13 protein-coding genes are annotated in these 14672 nt (G+C 62.2%); 1 reads left to right on the top strand and 12 read right to left on the bottom strand.

Translation table 11 applies throughout. From position 1 onward, the window contains the following. Position 1 precedes the first annotated feature (1 nt). A complete protein-coding gene (gene mdtD / locus C7A17_RS07720; RefSeq protein WP_106742798.1) occupies positions 2 to 1423 on the bottom strand; it encodes a multidrug transporter subunit MdtD in 1422 nt (473 codons plus the stop codon). Positions 1424 to 1554: 131 nt separating this feature from the next. On the opposite strand from mdtD, the gene torT reads away from it, so the two are divergent. Next, complete coding sequence (gene torT, locus C7A17_RS07715) at positions 1555 to 2574, top strand: TMAO reductase system periplasmic protein TorT (RefSeq protein WP_106737485.1); 1020 nt, start codon at positions 1555 to 1557, stop codon at positions 2572 to 2574. Here torT and betA read toward each other — a convergent pair. The 11 genes from betA to C7A17_RS07660 all read right to left on the bottom strand — a co-directional run bounded on the left by betA (position 2563) and on the right by C7A17_RS07660 (position 14608). Then, the gene (betA, locus tag C7A17_RS07710) at positions 2563 to 4269 is read right to left on the bottom strand and encodes a choline dehydrogenase (RefSeq protein ID WP_106737484.1); all 1707 of its coding nucleotides are present in this window, start codon (positions 4267 to 4269) and stop codon (positions 2563 to 2565) included. The genes torT and betA overlap by 12 nt on opposite strands. Positions 4270 to 4435: 166 nt before the next feature. After that, positions 4436 to 5908, bottom strand: coding sequence for a betaine-aldehyde dehydrogenase (gene betB, locus C7A17_RS07705; protein WP_106737483.1), 1473 nt, complete (start codon positions 5906 to 5908; stop codon positions 4436 to 4438). A 199-nt stretch (positions 5909 to 6107) separates the two neighbouring features. Beyond that, positions 6108 to 6698: a transcriptional regulator BetI gene (gene betI, locus C7A17_RS07700; RefSeq protein ID WP_106737482.1), complete on the bottom strand. Its 591-nt coding sequence runs from the start codon at positions 6696 to 6698 to the stop codon at positions 6108 to 6110. A gap of 105 nt (positions 6699 to 6803) precedes the next feature. Continuing rightward, positions 6804 to 7154 (bottom strand): hypothetical protein, encoded by a 351-nt coding sequence (locus C7A17_RS07695; RefSeq protein ID WP_106737481.1) that lies wholly within the window; start codon positions 7152 to 7154, stop codon positions 6804 to 6806. 7 nt (positions 7155 to 7161) lie between these two features. Next, the gene (locus C7A17_RS07690; protein ID WP_199796403.1) at positions 7162 to 7566 is read right to left on the bottom strand and encodes a hypothetical protein; all 405 of its coding nucleotides are present in this window, start codon (positions 7564 to 7566) and stop codon (positions 7162 to 7164) included. Positions 7567 to 7813: 247 nt separating this feature from the next. Continuing rightward, positions 7814 to 8284 carry a hypothetical protein gene (locus C7A17_RS07685; protein ID WP_106737479.1) on the bottom strand — a complete coding sequence of 157 codons (471 nt, stop codon included), beginning with the start codon at positions 8282 to 8284 and terminating at the stop codon, positions 7814 to 7816. 145 nt (positions 8285 to 8429) lie between these two features. Further along, complete coding sequence (locus C7A17_RS07680; protein WP_106737478.1) at positions 8430 to 9281, bottom strand: glycine betaine ABC transporter substrate-binding protein; 852 nt, start codon at positions 9279 to 9281, stop codon at positions 8430 to 8432. A 348-nt stretch (positions 9282 to 9629) separates the two neighbouring features. After that, positions 9630 to 10574 (bottom strand): choline ABC transporter substrate-binding protein, encoded by a 945-nt coding sequence (locus C7A17_RS07675; protein ID WP_106737477.1) that lies wholly within the window; start codon positions 10572 to 10574, stop codon positions 9630 to 9632. Positions 10575 to 10604: 30 nt separating this feature from the next. Continuing rightward, positions 10605 to 11489: an ABC transporter permease gene (locus C7A17_RS07670; RefSeq protein WP_106737476.1), complete on the bottom strand. Its 885-nt coding sequence runs from the start codon at positions 11487 to 11489 to the stop codon at positions 10605 to 10607. Next, positions 11482 to 12687 carry a quaternary amine ABC transporter ATP-binding protein gene (locus C7A17_RS07665; protein WP_106737475.1) on the bottom strand — a complete coding sequence of 402 codons (1206 nt, stop codon included), beginning with the start codon at positions 12685 to 12687 and terminating at the stop codon, positions 11482 to 11484. The genes C7A17_RS07670 and C7A17_RS07665 overlap by 8 nt, the downstream gene beginning before the upstream one ends. 976 nt (positions 12688 to 13663) lie before the next feature. Further along, the gene (locus C7A17_RS07660) at positions 13664 to 14608 is read right to left on the bottom strand and encodes an ABC transporter substrate-binding protein (RefSeq protein ID WP_106737474.1); all 945 of its coding nucleotides are present in this window, start codon (positions 14606 to 14608) and stop codon (positions 13664 to 13666) included. Between the last annotated feature and the right edge of the window lie 64 nt (positions 14609 to 14672).

The raw sequence follows: 14672 nt of genomic DNA, 5'->3' as shown, positions 1-14672 counted from the left end.
GTCAGTCGTCGGTCGGAACCTCGATATTGCGGCCGCTACGGCCCGCTTTCGTATCCAGTTGCAGGAAGATCGCCGCTGCCAGCATCGACAGCAGGCCGACGCACAGGTAGGTGGCCTGAAACGCCTGCAACACGTGGTCACTGCCGCCAAGGTCGCGGCTGAAGCCACTGAGCAGCGCCGCTGCCGAGGCGACGCCCAGGCCCATTGCCAGCTGCACCACCACCGACAGCAGGCTGTTGCCGCTGCTGGCGTCGCGGTTGTCCAGGTCGATCAGCGTTACCGTGTTCATCGCGGTGAACTGCAGCGAGTTGCAGGCGCCGATCAGGCTCAGCTGGATGATCAACTGCAACGTCGACGTCTCGGCATCGACCAGCGCCAGGCTGGCGATCAGGGCGCCAAGCAGCAGGGTGTTGCTGGTGAGGATGTTGCGGTAGCCGAGGCGCTCGATCAGCGGCTTGGCCAGGGGCTTGGCTGCCATGGCTGCCAGTGCCAGCGGGATCAGGCTCATGCCGGCCTGGGCCGGCGAATAGCCCATCGCCAGTTGCAGCAGGAGGGGCGTGAGGAAGGGCAACGCGCCGCTGCCGAGACGCGCGAACAGGTTGCCGATGATGCCCACGGCGAAGCTGCGGGTATGGAACAGCGCTGGCGAGAACAGCGGATGTTCGATACGCCCGGCGCGTAACCAGTAAGCGGCCAGGCAGGCCATGCCGCCGAGCAACAGCAGCACCACACGCATGGTCGGCAGGTGCAACTCGCCGAGCCCTTCCAGCGCCACGGTGATCAGCAACATGGCGGCGCCGAACAGCAGGAAACCCACGGTATCGAAGCGGCTACGCTCTGGCCCGCGCAGGTCCGGCATATACCGTCGCGCCGCCCAGCAACCGAGCAGCCCCACGGGCAGGTTGATCAGGAAGATCCAGTGCCAGCTGGCGACTTCCACCAGCCAGCCGCCGAGGGTCGGGCCGATCAGCGGGCCGAGCAGGCCGGGCAGGGTGATGAAACTCATGATCCGCACGAGCTCGGAGCGCGGATAGGCGCGCAGCACCACCAGGCGTCCGACCGGCATCATCAAGGCACCGCCGAGGCCCTGAATGACCCGCGCGCCGATCAGCATGCTGAGCGATTCCGATAGTGCGCACAGCAGCGAGCCGAGGCTGAACAGGGCGATGGCGCCGAAGAAGATGCGCCGGGTGCCGAAGCGGTCGGCGATCCAGCCCGATGCCGGAATCAGCAACGCCACGGTGAGCATGTAGGCGATCACCACCGACTGCATGCGCAGCGGGTCTTCGTTGAGATCGCCGGCCATGGCGGGCAGGGCGGTATTGAGGATGGTGCCGTCCAGCGTCTGCATGAAGAAGGCGATGGCGACTATCCATGGCAGCAGGCGGGCGGTGCGTGGGTCGAGCGGTGCGGGGATGGTCATGCTGTTCTCGTGGTCTTCGCGCTTCACTCTAGGCTGCTGGTGCGGGTCGGGCAAATCCTCATGAGCCAGGACGGTAAGTGCTACGCTGGAGCTACCGGCATATCGCCCTGCTCTGGGCTAAGGATGGCTTCATGCGCTGGTTACCTGTCTGGTTCTGCCTGTTCAGCCAGTCACTGCTGGCTGCCGAATGGTTTCCCTATCCGGTAGAAGCCGATGGCCGCATGCGGGATTACCGCCCTTTGCCTGTGGCCGACAAGCCCTGGCGCATCTGCGCGCTGTTGCCCCACGGTAAGGATCGTTACTGGTGGGGCGTGGCCTGGGGTCTGGATCAGGAGGCGAATCGACTCGGTGTACGCCTGGGCATCTACGAGGCCGGTGGCTACGAGCATGCGGCGGTGCAACTGGAGCAGTTCGACCACTGTGTGGCCGAGGGCGCCAATGCCTTCGTCGTGGCCAGCATCAACACCTATGACCTGTGCCACGCGGTAGAAGTGCAGACGAAGGCTGGCCGGCCGGTGATCGATCTGGTCAATCGCCTGGATTGCCCAGGTATCAGTGCCCATTCCCGGGTCGACTTCGCCGATATGGCGCGCGCAACCCTCGAATACGTGGTGAAGCTCAGCGCAGGTCGCCCGATTCAGGTCGGCTGGCTGCCCGGGCCGGCGGATGCCGGCTGGGTGCAGGATGCCGAACGCGGCTTGCGCGAAGCCATGTCGGGTAGCGCGGTAACGCTGGCTCATGGTGGCTACGGCCCGGTCGATCGCAGCCGTCAGGCGCAACTGGTGCGGGAGCTGCTCAAGCAGCATCCGCAGCTCGATTACCTGATCGGCAACGCCGAGGCGGCGGCGTTCGCGGCGCAGTTGGTGCGTAATGTCGGTTCGCAGGCGCAGGTGCTGTCGTTCTATGCCACTGAACGGGTGCTGGAACAGATTCACGAAGGCCAGGTGCTGGCAGCGCCGACCGACTCGCCGGTGATTCAAGCGCGCGTCGCGCTGGATCTTGCCGTGCGTGCTCTACAGGGCGAGAAGGTACCGCAGCTGATCAGCCCAAAGATCGAGATGCTCGATGTCGCCGCATTGGAGCGCTTTGACCTCGGGCGGCTGATGCCACCCGAGGGGCACTGGATGATCCGTCAGGAATTACCCGACTAGCCTGTCGTTCTGGCTGCGCAGCGGCACACCCCGCACGGGGCGGTCGCCCGCGACGAAGTACGGCGCATTGCTGCGCGGCAATGGCTGACGCCCTCGGATTCGATCGGCGATCTTCTCGGCCATCATGATGGTGGTGGCGTTGAGGTTGCCGGTGATGATCTCCGGCATGATCGACGCATCCACCACGCGCAAGCCCTGCACGCCGTGCACGCGGCCTTGCCCATCGACCACCGCCATGTCGTCTTCGCCCATCTTGCACGAGCACGACGGATGGAACGCTGTCTCCGCGTGTTCGCGGATGAAGGTATCCAGCTCGGCGTCAGTCTGTACGTCGGCGCCCGGGCTGATCTCGCGGCCTCGGTAAGGGTCGAGTGCTGGCTGCGCCATGATCTCGCGAGTGAGACGAATGCCGTCACGGAATTCCTGCCAGTCCTGCTCGTGACTCATGTAGTTGAACAGGATGCTCGGGTGCTGGCGCGGATCCTTGGACTTGAGCTGGATGCGACCGCGGCTGGGCGAGCGCATCGAACCGACGTGAGCCTGGAAACCGTGCTCGTTGACCGCATTGCTGCCGTTGTAGTTGATCGCCACCGGGAGGAAATGGAACTGGATATTGGGCCAGGCGAATTCCGGGCGCGTACGGATGAACCCACCCGCCTCGAACTGGTTGCTGGCGCCGATGCCGTTGCCGGCGAACAGCCATTGCGCGCCGATGCCCGGCTGGTTGAGCAGTTTGAGCGCCGGGTACAGCGACACCGGCTGTGTGCAGGCGTACTGCAGGTACATCTCCAGGTGATCCTGCAGGTTCTGGCCGACGCCAGGCAGTTCATGCACCAGCGGGATATCCAGCTTGCGCAGTAGCGCTGCAGGGCCAACGCCGGAGCGCTGGAGAATCTGCGGCGAGGCGATGGCGCCGGCGCACAGCAGCACCTCGCGACGGGCGCGGGCTTCGGTGGCGTTGTTCGAGTTGCCGATCAGGTAGCTCACGCCGCTGGCGCGCTTGCCGTCGAACAGGATGCGATCGGTAGTGGCGTGGGTGACGATGGTCAGGTTCGGCCGTGCCCGTGCCTGGTCCAGATAACCGCGTGCGGTGCTGGCGCGACGGCCTTCCGGGGTCACGGTGCGATCCATCGGGCCGAAGCCTTCCTGCTGGTAGCCGTTGAGGTCATCGGTACGCGGATAACCTGCTTGTACGCCGGCCTCGACCATGGCGTGGAACAGCGGGTTGTTGCCGGCCTTGGGCGTGGTTACGCTCACCGGGCCGTCGCCGCCGTGGTAATCGTTGGGGCCGATGTCGCGGGTTTCCGCCTTGCGGAAATACGGCAGGCAGTCCAGATACGTCCAGTCCTCCAGGCCTTTGGCAGTGGCCCAGTTGTCGAAGTCCAGGGCATTGCCGCGGATGTAGCACATGCCGTTGATCAGCGATGAGCCGCCCAGGCCCTTGCCGCGCCCGCATTCCATGCGGCGGTTGTTCATGTACGGCTCGGGGTCGGTCTCGTAGGCCCAGTTGTAGCGTCGGCCCTGTAGCGGAAAGGCCAGGGCGGCGGGCATCTGCGTGCGGAAGTCGAGGCGGTAATCCGGGCCGCCGGCTTCGAGCAGCAGCACGCTGACACCTTCGTCCTCGGTCAGACGGGTGGCCAGGACGTTACCGGCTGAACCGGCACCGATGATGATGTAGTCGAATTCCTGGGGCATGACATCCTCCTGCTGCCCGGACGCAGTCCGGGAAAACACGGTGACTGTTCCCGGATGGCATCCGGGCTACGGGACGGCGGTTTTTGTAGGAGCGGATTTGTCCGCGATGCTTTTCGCAGCTAAAGCGGTGCGCCGCCCGGCCGCTCCTACAAGCTTGGCGCGACGATCAGAACACCGAGCTGTAGCCGCCGAGTTCGACCTGTACCGACTTGATGCGGGTGTAGTGGCCGAGGGTGACCAGACCGTTCTCGCGGCCGACACCGGACTGCTTGTAGCCGCCCACCGGCATTTCGGCCGGCGATTCGCCCCAGGTATTGATCCAGCAGATGCCGGCTTCCAGCTTGTGGATCACTCGGTGCGCGCGGTTTAGGTCGCGGGTGACCACGCCTGCGGCCAGGCCGTAGTCGGTGTCGTTGGCGCGGCGGATCACTTCCTCTTCGCTGTCGTAGATGAGGATGCTCATCACCGGGCCGAAGATTTCCTCGCGCACGATGGTCATGTCGTCACGGCAATCGGTGAACACGGTGGGGGCGACGTAGGCGCCCTTGGCGTACTCGCCGTCGCTGACGCGCGCGCCGCCGACCAGCAGGCGTGCGCCTTCGCTGCGGCCCTGCTCGATGTAGCCGAGCACACTCTCCATGTGCGCGTAGCTGACCAGCGGGCCGAAGTTGGTAGCGTCATCCAGTGGATCGCCGAGGCGGATACGCTTGACCCGCTCCAGCACCTTGGCCTCGAAGCGCGCCTGCAGCATGCGTGGCACGAACACGCGGGTGCCGTTGGTGCACACCTGGCCGGAGCTGTAGAAGTTGGCCATCACCGCGATGTCGGCGGCGCGATCCAGGTCGGCGTCCTCGAACACGATCAGCGGCGACTTTCCCCCCAGCTCCATGGTCACTTCCTTGAGGCTGGAGCTGGAGGCGCTGGCCATCACCTTCTTGCCGGTGACGGTGCCGCCGGTGAAGGACACCTTCTCGATACCCGGATGCTCAGTCAGCCACTGGCCAACCTCGCGACCACTACCGGTGAGCACGTTGAATACGCCGTCAGGCAGGCCAGCTTCGGTGTATATCTCAGCGAGCTTCAGCGCAGTCAGCGAGGTGACTTCGCTGGGTTTGAAGATCATCGCGTTGCCGGCAGCCAGAGCCGGCGCGGATTTCCACAGGGCGATCTGGATCGGGTAGTTCCACGCGCCGATGCCGGCGACCACGCCCAGCGGCTCGCGGCGGGTGTAGACGAAGGAGGATTCGCGCAGCGGGATCTGCTCGCCCTCGATGGCCGGGATCAGGCCGGCGTAATACTCCAGCACGTCGGCGCCGGTGACGATGTCGACGTAGCGGGTTTCGGACAGTGGCTTGCCGGTATCGAGGGTTTCCAGTTCGGCCAGCTCGTCGTTGCGCTCACGCAGGATGTCCACGGCCTTGCGCAGGATGCGCGAACGCTGCATGGCGGTCATTGCTGCCCACACCTTCTGCCCTTCGGTGGCGCTGGCCACGGCCCGCTCGACATCGGCCTGGCTGGCACGCTGCACCTTGGCCAGCACCTCGCCGGTGGCCGGGTTGATGCTGTCGAAGGTTTCTCCACTGCTGGCGGCGACGTACTGGCCACCGATGTAGAGCTGCTGTTCGGCGAAACGGGGCATGGGCTGTCCTCTGAACTCGGTCAATCTGCTTAGAGAACAGCCTATTTTATTTAAATTGAACGATCAATCAACAAAAACGACAGCGCGCAGCCAAACGCGACATGCACGCAGGCGAACGGTCGTCCGTAGGGTGCGCTGTGCGCACCGAGTGATCTAGATGATCAGAGAAAGGAGTTGTACGTGGTGCACGCAGCGCACCCTACGAAGCCTTGGCCAACTGCAGGTCGAGGTAGTCGTAGGCGATGCGGCGCGCCTGCTCGGTGTCGAAGGCTTCGCCGGAGAGGGCGCCGCGCAGCCACAGGCCATCGATCAGCGAGGCCAGACCGCGGGCGGCGAAACGCGCCTGGTCTTGCGGCAGCACGCGATGGAACTGGCCGCACAGGTTGGAGTAGAGGCGGTGGTCGTTGACCCGTTGCAGGCGGCGCAGGGCAGGCTGGTGCATGCTGCTGGCCCAGAACGCCAGCCAGGTCTTCATCGCCGGGCCACTGACCTGGCTGTCATCGAAGTTGCCATCGATCATCGCCTTCAGGTGGGCGCGCGGGCTGTCCTCGCGCAGCGCCCGACGGCGCTCGCCCACGGCCTTGCTGAGTGCCTGCATCAGGTGACGCATGGTGGCTTCGAGCAGGCCGTTCTTGTCGTTGAAATAGTGGCTGATGATGCCGTTCGACACCCCTGCCAGGCGCGCGATATAGGCGATGCTGGCATCGGCCATGCCGACCTGGTCGACAGCTTCCAGGGTGGCAGCGATCAATTGCGAACGACGAATGGGCTGCATGCCGACCTTGGGCATGGGGGTCTCCACGGGGAACGAGTGGGGCGCAGTCTAGGCGGATTTTGATCGATCGATCAATCAATGCCAGGGGATGGCATGCCGTTGTCGGCCCTGGCGTCAGCGTCACACGAAGAAGGCATTTGCCGTGAACAACGCGCTGCTCAGCGCGATACCCAGGATCAGATGGCGAGCCAATAAACCGCTCACGCTGCGTCCGTCGTCGCCGTACTTCAAGGCAACGAGCACACCTTCGTTACGGCGAATGGAGAACAGCGCGATCAGCACAGCGGTCGCGACGATCAGCAGGGTGCCACCAAGGCTGCCCCAGAGATTCCAGGTCGCTGGTGCGAGCCAGGCGGGAAGGTAAGGCAACAGCAGCAGCTTGTAGCCTTCCGGGCTGTCGGCAATGGCCTGTATCCGTCGCTCAAGGCTGTTGTGAGCGGGGCGTCTACGGCGGTCTGGCTGTTTTCTCATCGTTGCATCAGGGCTGAGGGGGTTCGGCTGTATCCGAGGGCAGCGAGGCCAATTCGATAAACGCTGCGACATAGAGCAGCCCGACGGCCATTACGGTGTAGAGATCGAAGCCGAACAGGCACTGGGTGAGCACTGCCGTCAGCAGCAGGACGGCGATGGCCACGCCAGACGTTGCGGGTTTACCGGGCGCAAGCAGGGCCGTTCCGATGGCGGCGGCGATCATCAAGCCGGCGCAGGTGGCCAGGTAGCCGTCAGCTTTCGCGTCCCAGATGGCAAGGGCATTGATGGACTTGGTGTAGACGAACAGGAAGGTCAGCAGTGCGAGGCAACCGCTGAAGGCGAAGACGATGGAGGTATTTTTCATCTCGTATGCGGGGTGGTTCATGGCAGGAGGCGAGAGTCTAAGGGCCATGCCCGGCAAGCCCCAGCAGAAATGTCCAAAAAATTGATAGAGGCTGCATCTCGAGGTCGTCAGAAACGACAAAGCGGGCCAGTGCCCTACTCAGAGTTCTTGGCAGTCGCTTTATTCGGTTTGGCGCATCTGGCTGGAGCTTGTTTTGCTGTCAAAGCCCAAGGTGTATTTCCCTAGAACCCTGATGCCCCTGCTATCTGCATAGTGGGCTTCGAGTGTTCAGGCCATGCCTTGATCTTCGTGCCCATCAGTAAAGCCACCATGGAACTGGTGTACCGGGAGGCTGGCCGCACATCCCGATGGAGCAGAGCCGATTGAGGCCGGCTTCTGTCGGCAGAATACTTGCCTGAGCCTTCGAGTCGAAGGCGATGCGAAATCTTGCCGCTGAGCTACTCAAGATTGATGCCTGCAACCGATCCTTTCCGCACTCACCAGCATCTACGGACAGGGTGTAATTGCCCAGGGGCAGCTTAAAAATGGCTGACTCTTCAGGGTTGAGCTGCACGCTTAGCTGGTCGTCAATGTAGATTGCGGCATCACAGCTAATTCCCGTTAACCCTTTATCCCGGTTAATCACCAGGTATTGAAAGGGCTCGGATGGTATCTCCTGATAGCTTAACAATCGCTCGGGGGATACCGGTATTGCGCGATTTGCTGGAACTGGCTGCGTTGCGCATCCGGCAAACAGGGGAATGATGATTAGGGGCAGCAGGCGCATTCATGTCGTCCTTGAACTTGAGTTGGGCTCCAGCTTATCGAGGTGATCTGCAGAAAGCACTCAGGTTTTAAGAAGGACAAAGTCGGTTCTGTAGCTGAACGAAAAAGCGGGCCGAAGCCCGCTTTGTGATGTGACCGGAGGAGGCTTACTTCAGCCACTCGGCCACGCGATCCGGGTTCTTGGCGATCCAGTCCTTGGCGGCCTGATCCGGTTTGGCGCCTTCGCGAATGGCCAGCATCACCGAACCGACTTCTTCGCCGCTCCAGGAAATCTTGCTGAGGAAGGCGGCAGCGTCGGCGGCTTTTTCTTTCAGTGCCGGGTTGGCTACGGTGTCGACGCGCTCGTCATCGCCGAAGACTTTCTTCGGATCTTCGAGGAAGCGCAGTTTCCATTTGGCGAACATCCAGTGCGGAATCCAGCCGGTGACCACGATCGGTTTCTGCGCTTTCTCGGCGCGGGTCAGGGCGGTGGCCATGGCCGGGCCAGAGCTGGGCATCAGCTTGATGCTGGCCAGGTTGTATTCCTTGATGGCCTCTTCAGTGCGACGCATCACGCCGGCACCTGCGTCGATACCGGTGATCTTGCCGTCGAAGTCCTTGGCGTACTTTTCCAGATCCTCGATGGTCTTGGCCTCGACGTAGTCGGGCACGATCAGGCCGATCTTGGCGCCGGAGTAGTTGGTGCCGAGTATTTCGACCTTGTCCTTGAGTTTCTCGTAGTACTCGCCGTGGGTCGCCGGCAGCCAGGCGGAGAGGGTGGCATCGAGGTCGCCGCGGGAGATGCCCTGCCACATGATGGCCGGCTCCACGGGCTTCAATTCGACCTTGTAGCCGAGCTTGCTTTGCAGGATTTCACCGGCGACGTGAGTCACGGCGACGCTGTCGTCCCAACCGTTGACGTAGCCGATCTTCAGGGTGGGTTTTTCGGCAGCCAGGGCGCTGCCCATTCCGATGGCCAGGGCGGCGGCGCCGAGGCAGAGATTTTTCAATACGCGCATATCGTGGTGCTCCGTCAGTTGAGAGAAGGACTGCAAACCGCTGCATGTGGTCATTCAGCGTTGAGGTCGACCGCGAGACGCTCATGTACGGCTCGTACACTCCGTGCTCTGAGTCGATTTCGCCATGCCTGGCCACGCTCGCTAGGTTGCTGATCCTCCTGGAGTGGCAGTTGCAGAATCGTTGACTGGCTCGTTCTCATTGCGGGCCTTGCGAAACCGTGTTGCGCAGCAGGTTGCCGGTTCGCGGGCAAAGTCTCCCCGTCACGGCCGCAAAGCGGCCGCTGGTATTTTTCGAGGAGATTTCAAGCCCGAACCTTCGGTTGCGGGCCTGAATCGGGTCGTGGCCTGTTACAGCCCGACGTGTTTCTTGACGGCGGCTACGCCATCCTGGCCGTCGAAGGTGGTCACGCCGCTCAGCCACTGGTCGAGGATCGCCGGGTTGGCCTTGATCCACTCCTTGGCGACGTTCTGCGGGTTTTCCTTCTCCAGTACCTTTTCCATCAGCTGGCTTTCGATTTCGACGGTGAACTGCAGGTTGTTCAGCAGTTTGCCGACGTTGGCGCAGCGCGCTTCGTAGTCTGGCGGTACCACGGTGTAGACCTTGGCAGCGCCGTAGTCGGGGCCGAACACGTCATCACCGCCGGAGAGGTAGGTGATGTCGTATTGGGTGTTCATCGGGTGCGGCGCCCAGCCAAGGAAGACCACGGGCTCTTTCTTCCTGATCGCGCGTGACACCTGTACCAGCATGCCGGCTTCGCTGGACTCGACCATGCGGAAGTCGCCGAGGTCGAACTGGTTGTTCTTGATCATGCCGTCGATCAGCAGGTTGCCGTCGTTACCCGGTTCGATGCCGTAGATCTTGCCGCCCAGCTGATCCTTGAACTTGGCGATGTCCTGAAAGCTCTTCAGGCCGGCTTCGGCGGCGTAGCTCGGCACGGCCAGGGTGTACTTGGCGCCTTCGAGGTTGGCTTTTTCCAACACCTTGACGCCGTTGTCCTTGAGGAAGGGCTCGATCACCGAGTCCATGGACGGCGCCCAGTAACCGAGGAAAACATCGATCTGGCCGCTTTTGACGCCGGTGAAGGCGATGGGAACCGAGGCCATGATCTTGCGTGGCTGGTAGCCCAGGCCTTCGGCCAGTGTCATGGCCACGCCGGTGGTGGCGGCGATGTCGGCCCAGCCGATCTCGGCAAAGCGAACCTGTTTGCAGCTAGCCGGTTCGGCGGCCATTGCGCCCTGCATCAGTGCGCAGGACAACAGGCCGATGGCGGCGGTGGTCTTGATCGTTTTCATCTGCGGTTCCCTGTGAAGTGAAAAAACGGATTAGCTGGACTGGCGCTGCAGCTTGCCACTGAACCAGGCGAATATGCCGCGTTTGGCTGTCTGCTTGGTTCCGAAACTTTCGGTGATGCGGTCGAGGATGATCGCCAGCAGCACCACGGCCATGCCGCTCTCGAAGCCTAGACCGATGTCGAGACGTTGGATGCTCGCCAGTACATCGTTACCCAGGCCGCCGGCGCCGACCATCGAGGCGATGATCACCATCGACAGGGCCATCATGATGGTCTGGTTGACCCCGGCCATGATCGAGGGCATGGCGTTGGGCAGTTGCACCTTGAACAGCAACTGGGAACTGGTGCAGCCGAAGGACTGGCCGGCTTCGACGATTTCCTTGTTCACCTGGCGGATGCCCAGGCTGGTCAGGCGCACGGCCGGCGGCATGGCGAAAATCACCGTGGCGATGATGCCGGGCACACGACCCAGGCCGAAGAGCATGGCTGCCGGGATCAGGTAGACGAACGCCGGCATGGTCTGCATGAAGTCGAGGATCGGCCGGATGATGGTCGCCACGCGCTCGCTCTTGGCCGCCCAGATACCCAGCGGGATGCCCAGCAGCAGGCTGATCAGCGTCGAGGAGAAGGTCAGGCCGAGCGTCACCACGGTCTGTTCCCAGAAACCGGTCATGACGATGAGGATGAAGGCCACCGCGGTGAAGATTGCGAAGCGTGCGCCGATGCGCCACAGGCCGAGGGCGACGAAAATGGCGATCAGCAGCCAGGCTGGCGGCAGCATGAGCAGGGCTTCGATGCCTTCGGAAAAGCCGCTGACCAGTTTGCCGATGCTGTCGAAGGCGCCGCTGTAGTTGTCCAGCAGATGCTGGACGACGTCGTTGACCCAGCTACCGAGGTCGAGTTTCTTGTCACTCATGGGATTCCCCCTGCAGTCGGGTCAGCAGGCGGCCCTTGCTGATGGCGCCGCAGTAATGGCCGTCGGCGTCCACCACCGGGATCGGCCCTTCGTTGTCCACCAGGCGGCTGATGACGTCTTCCAGCGGCATGTCCTCGGGCACCGGAACGACCTGTTTGAGGGCATTGGTTTCCAGTGGCTTGGGTTCGTCGCCGTCGACCATCAGGGCGATCTTCTCCAGGCTGATGGAGCCCTGGAAGTTGTTCTGTTCGTCGACGATGAAAGCATAGTGCTTGTCCAGCGCCTGCAGCTCCTTGCAGATTTTCGCTGCGTCCGGCGCCTTGCCGTTGTGCACGTAGGTCGGCACGCTGTCGGCCTTGAGCTGGCCGGCGGTGAGGTAACGGCTGGTATCGACGGTATCGAAGAAGTTGCGCACGTATTCGTTGGCCGGCTTCTCGATCAGCTCCTGCGGGGTGCCGACCTGGATCAGCTTACCGCCTTCCATGATGCCGATGCGGGTGCCGATGCGCATGGCTTCTTCGATATCGTGGGAGACGAAGATAATGGTGCGGCGATGGGTCTTCTGCAGCTCCAGCAGCACGTCCTGCATTTCACGGCGCTTGAGCGGGTCGAGCGCCGAGAAGGCCTCGTCCATGATGATCATCGAGGGGTTGACCGTCAGCGCGCGGGCCAGACCGACGCGCTGCTGCATGCCACCGGAAAGCTCATGCGGATACTTGTGAGCGAAGGTGTCCAGGCCAACCTGCTTGAGCACTTCCATGGCGCGCTTCTCGCGCTCCTTGCGCCCGGTGCCGGCCACTTCCAGACCGAAGGCGGCGTTATCCAGTACGCTGCGCGAAGGCATCAGGGCGAAGGACTGAAAGACCATGCTCATGTCGCGGCGACGCAGGTCGATCAGTTGCGACTGCGGCAGCTTGGCCACGTTCTGCCCGTCGATGTAGACATCGCCGCCGCTGGGTTCGACCAAACGGTTGATCAGGCGGATCAGGGTGGATTTGCCGGAGCCGGACAGGCCCATGAGAACGAAGATCTCGCCCTCCTCGACACTGAACGACACATCGCTGACGCCGATCACGGCGCCTTTCTCGGCCAGAATCCTCTCCTTGCTCCAGCCTTCCTTGAGCAGGTCGATGGCTTCTTGTGGGTTTGAGCCGAAAACCTTGTACAGGTGTTCGACCACGATCTTTCCAGACTGCATGGGACGTTTCCCCTTCAATCGGTATCCAGTTCGCGCTGGCACAGCCGGGCACGCATCGTCGAAGCGTAGATCAGCTGTGTCAGGCCTCTGATACCTGTGTGGGTGTTTGCTGAGTTTCGGGGCTGGCGAGCGCTTCGCTGCAGGTGTCGGTCTTGGCGCTCGGGCACACCGCAGCGCACGCAGCTGATGGCGATGCTTGCCCGCTGCGTCGTTGCGTCGTGTTCATGAGTGTCCATTGCCTTGCCGTGTTGCAAACCGCTTTCCAAACCCTCTGGCAGTGTTTCGAAGCCCATTCCCTTGGGGTTTCATACGCCGTCCTGGCGCATGCGTACATCCGAAATTTCTTGTTGGACTGGCGCCCTATCGATGGTGGGCCAGCGCTTGTCTGTTCTTCGGTCCGGGGCGGTGGGCCCCGGTCTGCCGTTCCCCTCGGGGTGTGGCAGCGACGTTATCGGCTGACTCAACGATATAGTCTTGGGGTCTGCGCAATTATCGGTTTGCGACCCTGACGTGTTGGGCGACGACATGGCCCGCTACGCCGTGTGTTTTCACCTGTTTTCGCCGTTTTCCGGGCTCCTGAAAGCACTGCTCCGATGTCGTTTCGAATAGGCCTCGGCGTGAGCACCGAGGTGGGGTATCGAGAACGCACTTTAAAAACCTTAACAGACTTTTTTGCCCCTTGGCCAAGCCTGCAAGCCGCGCCGGGCTTGGTTTTCAGCTCTGCAAGCGAGACGCAGGCGGCGTACCGCGGGGGCTGTGGCGATGTTGAAAAAAATTTACAGAAATGTGGAAGTGGCGCACTTCTAGCGACGCAGGAAGAGGGAGCAGCAGACTGTGACTGGCGAGTCGTGGCAGCGTTCGTTTCGCATGGCATTCGACGCGTTCTGCTCAGTGGGTGAATGCTCTCGAGGATCGTCGAGGATCCTTTTTCTTTTGCCATTTTTATCGTTATTTCTTGGCTGTTTCGTCGAATTTATCAGTCATTTGCGGATAGCGGTATGTCGAAGACCTTGGTAATGGGCGCGCCCTGATAGCGGGTCACGCCATCGAGCCAGGCCGCGATCATCTGCGGGTTGTTCTCGATCCAGTCCTTGGCCACACGGCGCCGGTTGGTATTGCCTTCCAGTACGGCGCTCATCAGCTGGTTTTCTGCGGCAATGGTGAAGGTCATGTTGCGAAATAGCCGAGCCAGATTGGGACACTGCTGGCTGAAGTTGCCACGCGCCACTGTATTGACCTGAGCCGCTCCGTAGTTGGGGCCGAAATAATCGTCGCCACCGGCCAGGTAGTTCATCTTCAGACGCTCGTTCATCGGGTGCGGTTCCCAACCGAGGAAAACCGCCCATTTACCCAGGCGCTGGGCACGCTCGACATGGTTGAGCATGCCGCTTTCGCTGGACTCCACCAGGGTGAAGCCGCGCAAACCGAAGACGTTGTCGCGGATCATGCCCTTGATCATCTCGTTGCCTTCGTTGCCCGGCTCGATACCGAAGATCTGTCCGCCCAGCTCGTCCTTGAAACGATGGATGTCGGCGAAGTCCTTGAGTCCGGCGTCATAGCCGGGTGTGAGCACTGCGAGGGTGTAACGCACCGTTGGCAGGTTGGTGTGCAGTTTCTCGATCTTGCCGCTGTCCAGGTGGGGCTGTACCTGCTCGCTCTGCGCCGGCATCCAGTTACCGAGGAAGACATCCAGTTGACCTTCGGACAGGCTGCGGTAGGTATCGGGTAGCGACATGCGTTTGATCTGCGTGCGGTAGCCGATTTCGCCCAGAACCAGGCGCGCCACGGCGGTGGTCATGGTGATGTCGGTCCAGCCGACATCGCTCAGGCGTACCAGCTCGCAGCGTTCGGCTTCGGCGGCCTGCAGGCCGGTGGTGCAGACAAGGGAGATTGCGAGCAGCCAGCGGGTGAGTCTGTTCATGAATCGTACCTGTGTCGATTGGCCAGTGGATTGAGTTCCTGCACAACGTGCGAGCGCGCTATTT

The organism is Pseudomonas mendocina, from assembly GCF_003008615.1.
Taxonomy (GTDB): domain Bacteria; phylum Pseudomonadota; class Gammaproteobacteria; order Pseudomonadales; family Pseudomonadaceae; genus Aquipseudomonas; species Aquipseudomonas mendocina_C.
Note: the sequence above shows the minus strand (reverse complement) of the source record. Positions and strands in the feature narration are given on the sequence as shown.

Coding starts and splice junctions, on each gene's coding strand:
- C7A17_RS07680 (WP_106737478.1), bottom strand. CDS start 9,281: ATGCGCGTATTGAAAAATCTCTGCCTCGGCGCCGCCGCCCTGGCCATC.
- C7A17_RS07690 (WP_199796403.1), bottom strand. CDS start 7,566: ATGGCCCTTAGACTCTCGCCTCCTGCCATGAACCACCCCGCATACGAG.
- C7A17_RS07665 (WP_106737475.1), bottom strand. CDS start 12,687: ATGCAGTCTGGAAAGATCGTGGTCGAACACCTGTACAAGGTTTTCGGC.
- betI (WP_106737482.1), bottom strand. CDS start 6,698: ATGCCCAAGGTCGGCATGCAGCCCATTCGTCGTTCGCAATTGATCGCT.
- torT (WP_106737485.1), top strand. CDS start 1,555: ATGCGCTGGTTACCTGTCTGGTTCTGCCTGTTCAGCCAGTCACTGCTG.
- betA (WP_106737484.1), bottom strand. CDS start 4,269: ATGCCCCAGGAATTCGACTACATCATCATCGGTGCCGGTTCAGCCGGT.
- C7A17_RS07695 (WP_106737481.1), bottom strand. CDS start 7,154: ATGAGAAAACAGCCAGACCGCCGTAGACGCCCCGCTCACAACAGCCTT.
- C7A17_RS07685 (WP_106737479.1), bottom strand. CDS start 8,284: ATGCGCCTGCTGCCCCTAATCATCATTCCCCTGTTTGCCGGATGCGCA.
- C7A17_RS07675 (WP_106737477.1), bottom strand. CDS start 10,574: ATGAAAACGATCAAGACCACCGCCGCCATCGGCCTGTTGTCCTGCGCA.
- C7A17_RS07660 (WP_106737474.1), bottom strand. CDS start 14,608: ATGAACAGACTCACCCGCTGGCTGCTCGCAATCTCCCTTGTCTGCACC.
- betB (WP_106737483.1), bottom strand. CDS start 5,908: ATGCCCCGTTTCGCCGAACAGCAGCTCTACATCGGTGGCCAGTACGTC.
- C7A17_RS07670 (WP_106737476.1), bottom strand. CDS start 11,489: ATGAGTGACAAGAAACTCGACCTCGGTAGCTGGGTCAACGACGTCGTC.
- mdtD (WP_106742798.1), bottom strand. CDS start 1,423: ATGACCATCCCCGCACCGCTCGACCCACGCACCGCCCGCCTGCTGCCA.